Raw genomic sequence first — 1,352 nt, forward strand, 5'->3', positions numbered from 1 at the left:
CTGACGGCCGGGCCGAAGCCCGCGCCGGTCGAGCCGGCGGCGCCGGTGGCCGCCACCGCCTCGGCCAAGGGCAAGGCCGGCCACGCCGCCAAGCCCGCACCGGCCACCACCACCACCGCGGCTGCCGACATCTGCGCGAACTGCGGCACCGTCGAGAGCGTGAAGACCGAGACCCGCAAGGGTGAAGGCACCGGCCTCGGCRCGGTCGCCGGCGGTGTGCTCGGCGGCGTCGTCGGCCACCAGATGGGCGGCGGCAACGGCAAGAAGGCGATGACGGTGCTCGGTGCCGTCGGCGGCGGGCTGGCCGGCCACGAGGTCGAGAAGCGCGCCCGCAGCACCACCGTCTACCAGGTGCGCCTGCGCATGGACGACGGCACCACCCGCACCGTCACGCAACAGACCGCGCCCGCGGTCGGCGGCCGTTTCGAGGTCGAGGGCAGCACACTCAAGGCGATCCCGCTGCCGAAGGCCTGATGTGACAGCCCTGCTGCGCGCCGTCGCGACGGCCGCAGCGGCGCTGGCGCTGTCCGGCGCCCGGGCCCAGGAGGTCGACGCCACCGTCGGCGCCAGTTCGGCGCTGCTGGTGCGGGGCGTCGCGCTCGGCAACGGCAAGCCGGCGCTGCAGGCCGGCGTGTCGGTGGACACCGTCGACGGCTGGCTCGCGGGGCTCGGCGTCGCGACGCTGCGGCCCTCCGGCGACGCCGGCTGGACGACCCAGCTGCACCTGCGCGCCGGCCATTCGTTCCGGCTCGACGACGACTGGAGCGCGCAGCTCGCAGCCACGCGCTACGCCTACCCGTTCGACGACTACCTGCGCAGCTTCGACCGCGATGAGTTCGGCGCGACGCTCGCGTGGCGCGACCGCGTGCTCGGCTCGGTCACCGCGCTGCGCCAGACCACCGCGTCGTCGAACGGCCACCGCAGCGGCTGGGCCGCCGACCTGGTGCTGCGCCAGCCGCTGGGGCGCTTGGCGGGCGTCTCGTTCGCACTGACGGCCGGGCTCGGCCACCAGGACCAGCAGCGCCGCGCCGGCTTCAGCTACGACTACGGCCACCTCGGCCTGGGCGGGCGCATCGGCGCGCTGCAGTTCGAGTTGTCGCGCGTCGCGACCGACGCCCGGGCGCGCGAATGGTTCGGCGCGGCGGCCGACGCCCGCTGGGTGGGCAGCCTGACGGTCGGCTTCTAAAAAATACTTGCAACTTTCGCGGCGCCCGCGCGTACACACYGGTATGCCGCTGCTTTCGCTGATCCGCGCCCGCCCCGCCGCCGCCCGCCTGGACGATGCGGACGAGGCCGCGCTGCTGCGCCGCATCGCCGAGGGCGAGCGCGCGGCGCTGGCGGCGCTGTACCAC

At 75.3% G+C, this 1,352-nt stretch carries 2 protein-coding genes; both read left to right on the forward strand.

Features of this window, described 5'->3' with window-relative positions; all coding sequences use genetic code 11:
* Positions 1 to 474: glycine zipper 2TM domain-containing protein (locus tag AC1D01_RS34845; RefSeq protein WP_477874108.1), on the forward strand; the 474-nt coding region annotated here is incomplete at its 5' end.
* 1 nt (position 475) lies between these two features.
* Entirely contained in the window at positions 476 to 1,186 is a 711-nt protein-coding gene (locus tag AC1D01_RS34850) for a TorF family putative porin (protein WP_477874110.1), read from the forward strand.
* The last annotated feature ends 166 nt before the right edge of the window (positions 1,187 to 1,352 follow it).

It is taken from the genome of Rhizobacter sp. P3_B12 (assembly GCF_056402895.1).